Annotated in this window: 3 protein-coding genes and 1 pseudogene; 1 reads left to right on the top strand and 3 read right to left on the bottom strand. The window is 62.1% G+C overall.

The window, feature by feature from the left end; all coding sequences use genetic code 11:
* From WCE35_RS22290 to WCE35_RS22300, 3 genes and pseudogenes are all read right to left on the bottom strand, one after another.
* Window positions 1-372: pseudogene (locus WCE35_RS22290) on the bottom strand (PQQ-dependent dehydrogenase, methanol/ethanol family); the annotation flags it as partial.
* 269 nt (window positions 373-641) lie between these two features.
* Window positions 642-1,757 (bottom strand): lysozyme inhibitor LprI family protein, encoded by a 1,116-nt coding sequence (locus WCE35_RS22295; RefSeq protein ID WP_424595482.1) that lies wholly within the window; start codon window positions 1,755-1,757, stop codon window positions 642-644.
* 155 nt (window positions 1,758-1,912) lie between these two features.
* Entirely contained in the window at window positions 1,913-2,671 is a 759-nt protein-coding gene (locus WCE35_RS22300) for a transglutaminase-like cysteine peptidase (RefSeq protein WP_424595483.1), read from the bottom strand.
* Between the two features lie 619 nt (window positions 2,672-3,290).
* On the opposite strand from WCE35_RS22300, the gene WCE35_RS22305 reads away from it, so the two are divergent.
* The coding region (locus WCE35_RS22305; RefSeq protein WP_424595484.1) for a VCBS domain-containing protein at window positions 3,291-5,800 on the top strand (2,510 nt) is incomplete at its 3' end.

The raw sequence follows: 5,800 nt of genomic DNA on the forward strand, positions 1-5,800 counted from the left end.
GCCGCAACACACGATTCGCGGTGTCTCGGCCGGATACTCCACCTTGGTCTTCCAGATCTGCTTGCCGGTCTTTGCCTCGACCGCGATGGTGGCGGCATGGGTGGTGACGTAGATGACGCCCTGATAGACCAGCGGCTGCGACTCCTCGCTGCGGTCATCGGCAAGACTGTAGTTCCAGACCGGAACCAGGTTCTTGGCGTTGTCCTTGTTGATCTGCGTCAGCGGACTGAACCGCTGCAGATTATAGCCCATGCCGTAGTTGAGGACGTTCGATGTATCGGTCGCCCCCTTGACCAGTTGATCGGTGGTCTGGGCGCTCGCACCGAACGGCGCGAGAATAGCAAGGCTGGCAGCTAGCGCGAGGCGTTTCATACATCCCTCCCAGTGAATGCGCGTCATTTTCCTGACGCTGCGCGCCGACCATCTTCCGGAAACGGGAAAGCGTCAATACGAAAAACAAACATGCGCCCCGATGGCGTCAATCAAAGGCAGACCGGAAAAGAAATCGATAAGATGAGTGTCGTCATCTATTCGTCAAAACAAATACAGCGCGCATTCCGGATGCGGTGCAACATTGGATTGGCGTCCCGAACCAGAGACGATCGCCGGGCGAAGTCGACGAAGCCGGCGCTGAGCGCGCGCTACGGGCCGCTCAATGCGATCCCGAGTTCGATCGGCTGCAACGCACCGGTATTGCAACGCCAGTTGCCGCTATCGGTCTTGCTGAACGCGAACGATTTTTCGATCCTCAGCCTCTGCGCCACCAACAGGCTCTCCCGGCTTCCCGGCGTCGGCTTCGCCTGTCCCGATACCGGATCCCAGCAGGATCCGGTGCAGGCCGCGGCGATCGGGCTGCACACGGTGAAGGGCGAAAGCACCTTCATTTCAACTTCCGCCGTGACCAGCGCCGCATCCGCCGACACTTCCGTATCGATCTGGATGATGCGGCTGACCCGCAGGAAATCGCCGCAGCTGTTGGCCGCATGAATCTGCGCCACGCACAGATCGACGGCGTCGGCGTCGGGGGTGGGGGATGCCGGCGACCGGCGGAAGACTTTCCTGGGGTCGCCCTTGGCCGCGACGATCTCGGCGGTTTTCCGGCCGATATAGTCCGCAAGGCAGGCTTCGGACGACGACAATTCGGCCAGCGGCACATTGTCCTTGTCAGCCAGATTGCATTTCCGGTCGCGGGCCCTGGCCCATCCGGCGTATTCGTTGAACGCAGCCCGGGCTTCATCTTGCTTCATTTTGGCGATCAGCCCGAGCACGTGCGCGTTGAGCTCCTTGTCGGCGATGGCCAGTGCGGGATCGCCGCAGATCAGCAATCCCGCGGTGGTGTCGGTCGCGAGGCAATCGAAGTCCGGATCGGTCAGGATCGCGATCCTCTCTTCGGTTTCCTTCAGCAGACATGCCTTGACGAACTGGAAATCCTGGCCTGCAAGGCCTTGTCCCGGAAATATCCCGCAGCTCAGATTGCGATCCTTGATCCATTCGACATTCTCCTCGACCGCCAGTCGGCGATCGGCGATGCGGCTTAACCTGTCCTCCACCGCGCGGCTCAGCCGCGCGCCGGCGGCCTGCAGGGCGGGATCACCGCAAGACAATTGACCCGCCGGATCCCGGATCCTGGCGCAACGGTTGCTTTCGAACAGCGGCAGCGTGTCGCGGAGCGACTGATCGGATTCCAGCGTGTCCGCGCCGGCCGGATGCATCAACCCGACCTGAGCCGCAATCAGGGCCAGCAAAATCGCGCGCATTCAAATTCTCGTTCAATGAAAGCAGGAGCGACGCCGTGGCGATCGCCGCCCGCGGCCTCTCAATCATGGCCCTGAAATGAACTGCAAGCCGGACTTTTGTCAATCCGCCCGCGCGTATCCCGATTCGAGGACGCGAGCATGCGGGGCTCGGCGGGCTAGTTCGATGCGACCGGAGCGGCGAAATCCGTCGCCGCGGCGGCGATCGGCGGCGCGTCGACATATTGCATGACGTTGTTCTGATCGATCACGAAACCCGGCCGGTAATTCCTGACATCCGAATCCTCGACCATCGCCATGCGGCGGTTATCGAGTGTCAGCCAGCGTCCCTCCAGCCGCGCGGCCGCGACGGCGTGATCTTCGCCCCCGATCGTGTCGTGCATGATCACGATCCGCAGGTCGTCGGCCGGGACGCCGGCCAGGCGCAACGCGACATACTTGGCGATCGCGTAGTCCTCGCAATCGCCGGCGCCCTTCGCCAGGGTCGCAAGCGGCGAAGTCCACAGGTCGATCTGGCCATAGATCGCCAGATCGCTCATCGATTTGACGGCGAGATTGATCGCGCGATTGACCTCGCCGAGCCTGGCGCGGCCCTCGCGCGCCTTCGCGGTGTCGATAACAGCCAGGAACTGCAGGGCGGCGGTAGACACGCAGCCGTCGCGATCGCCGTCGCACAGCGCAAGCTGCACCATTTCGTCGTCGAGGCGGCGCTGCACGCCGAGCCACTTGTCGCGCAGCCCGCCTTCCGAAAGGATGGTTGTAGCAAGCCCGAACGGCTCGACGGATTTTCTGATCAGGGCCGCGGCGCCGGGCGAAAGCAGCGTTGCGGCGCCGAGTTCGGCCGACGGGCCACACCAGGCGAGAGCGCAGGCAAGCATGAATGCACGCAACGCGCGCGATTGAACCGATATCCCCATCTGACACCCCATGTCCGGGCATCGGCGGGCTCATGAGCCAACGCGTGACCGGATCGTTTCGTGGCAGTGAGGATGGGCGCCGCTGCTTTTCGTCCGCTTAAAACCGGTCGCATCCGGCCCGAAAGCGCAGAGGATGCTAAAGATTGTCTTATGGACTTGCTGAAAAATTGACCGGTTTAGCGAACCCCCAGCCGAACCTTTCGGGAAGCTACGAAGACCTATCCTTGATTTCTGGTTAATTCGGCGGGTTCGCGCATGATCACGTGATCTGTCAGCTGGATCACAGTTGTTGCTGCGGAATCGAGGTCATATGTTCTTGTGGAACCCTCGGAAAGATGAATTCGGAGAAATGAAGGCAGGCTGCCCCAGGTAAAAACTCGTGGCACTATACTTCGAAATACATAACCATGGCATGCTTTTACTTGTAATATATGTTTATAGTCTTACAACTACCGAATCTAATGCTTTATTTTCATCAAGGTCCGGGGAAAACGACTATGAGTAGCGGCGTGACCTCGATCGCCTCTTGCAAGCCAAGGGTGGTTTCGCCCTGCGCGGGCAAGTGATAAGCAAATCAGACCATTGCATATTCAGTAAGTATTAACTTTACGGTGTTCCTTTGAGTTTGGCCGGCAAATTCGACGGTGTTCTGCCTGTTGAGGCCCCGCCAATTCATGGCGCTGCGCATGTCAGCGTCGCGACCGTTTCCGCGCATGCCCCGCCCGGCGCGATCATCGTCCCGGATGCGCATCTGCTTTTCACCGGAGACTTCAAGCGATCGGGCGTCGACCTGATCCTCTCCAGGGAGAATCACGAACTCGTCCTGCACGATTACTTCAAGGGCGAGAAGCGGGCCGCGCTGGCCTCGCCCGATGGCGCGCATCTCACGGCCGACATCGTCAACGCGCTCACCAGCCACCCGCAATACGCGCAGGCCGACGGCATCGCCAGCGTCGCCAAGGTCATCGGTCATGTCACCAAGCTGAATGGCAGCGCGACCGCGGTCCGCAACGGCGTTTCGATCATCCTGAACCAGGGTGACAACGTCAACAAGGGCGACGTGGTCCAGTCCGGATCCGATTCGACGCTCGGCATCACCTTCATCGACGGCACCGTGTTCGGCCTCGCCTCGAACGCGAAAATGGTGCTGAACGAGATGATCTACGACCCGAACGGGTCGAACAATTCGTCGCTGCTCAGTCTCGTCCAGGGCACGATCACGTTCGTCGCCGGCGCGACGGCGAAGCGCGGCGACATGAAGGTCGACACCCCGGTCGCGACCATGGGCATTCGCGGTACCGCGGTGCTGGTCGAGATCGACTTCGAGGTGCCCGGCCAGGGTGGCGCGCCACCCGCCAAATTCCAGGTGCTGGTCGAGCCGGATGGCACCACCGGTTCCTACATCCTGTTCGACAAGACGACGCTGACGCCGATCGCGACCGTCAACCAGGCGGGCACGCAGACGATCGTCAACAGCCAGGGCAACGTCAACTTTCTCACGTCGGTGCAGCTTTCGGCCGACGCGCAGAAGATCATCAACGAAGTCTTCTCGCTGAAGTTCGCAGACGCCAATACCAAGACCAACACGCACTTCACCGACATCGGGGTCCTGCAAACCCTCGAGCCCATCAAGATCGCCAGCGGCGAACTCGTGACGCCGACGGTGCAGCTGATCAACACGTCGACCACGATCGCGCCGATCACCCAAAATCCCCCACCCGAGCTCTCCCATATCCATATCGACCAGCCGCCGAGCGTGGTCACCTTCAATGGGGTTCTCGCCGAGCGTCTCGGCCTCACCCACAGCCCGACGATCGACACGGTTTCCGGCAAGATCAACTTTGCCGACATCAACGCCGACGATCTTCCGACCGTGAGCGCGAATTTCGATTCCTTCAGCTATACGGACGCGCAAAACAAAAATATTACGGCGACGCTGACGGCGGAGCAACTGGCCGCGGTCAAGGCGGTCGCAGTGCCGCTGGTCGTGGTTCAGGACCCCGGCAACACCAACAATGGCTCGGCGACCTGGAGCTACAACATCGCCGACAACGCCTTCGACTTTCTTGCCGCCGGCGAGACGCTGACGCTGGTCTATCTGGCGCGGGTTGACAATAATTTCGCGCCGAACAATGAGGCGACATTCGCGCCGATCACGATCACGATCATCGGCACCAATGACACGCCGACGCTGGAGGCCGTAACCGCCGGCACGCTCACCGATACCTCGGTCAATGACAGTTTCGGCAACCTCACCGGCACGCTGGTCGGGACCGATCCTGACAGCGGCGAGACGGCGTCGCTGACCTATGCCGCGCTCGACGCCAAAAGCCACCCGGTGACCTCGGCCGTCACAGGCCTCTACGGCTCGCTGACCGTGAACGCCGACGGCACCTACAGCTACGTCGCCGACGCCGCCGCGATCAACGCGCTGCATGCGGGCAGCTATGCCGACATTTTCACGGTGCAGACCACCGACGTCCACGGTGCCAGCGGCACCGCGACATTCACGGTGAATGTGACTGGTGCCAACGACACGGCGACGATCAGCGGCGAGGCGGCCGGCAGCGTGGTGGAGGACACCAGCACCACCGCCGGCGGCACCCTGACGGTGCACGATGTCGACAGCGGCGAGGCGGTGTTCCAGGCGGTGGCGGCGGCGGCGCTGACCGGCACCTACGGCAATTTCACCTTCGACAGCGCCACTGGCGCCTGGACCTATGCGCTGGTCCACGGCCAGGCGGACAGCCTGAAGGCAGGGCAGGTGGTGCATGACACGCTGACGGTGACGTCGGCGGACGGCACCGCGTCGCAGCTCATTGACGTCACCATTACCGGCAGCAACGATACGGCGACGATCACCGGCCAGTCGACCGGCAGCGTGGTGGAGGACACCAGCACCTCAACCGGCGGCACGCTGACGGTGCACGATGTCGATAGCGGCGAGGCGGTGTTCCAGGCGGTGGCGGCGGCGGCGCTGTCCGGCACTTACGGCAACTTCACCTTCGACAGCGCCACTGGCGCCTGGAGCTATGCCCTGGTCCACGGCCAGGCGGACAGCCTGAAGGCAGGCCAGGTCGTGCATGACACGCTGACGGTGGTATCGGCCGACGGCACGGCGTCGCAGCT

The organism is Bradyrhizobium sp. (assembly GCF_049691595.1).
Lineage (GTDB): Bacteria > Pseudomonadota > Alphaproteobacteria > Rhizobiales > Xanthobacteraceae > Bradyrhizobium.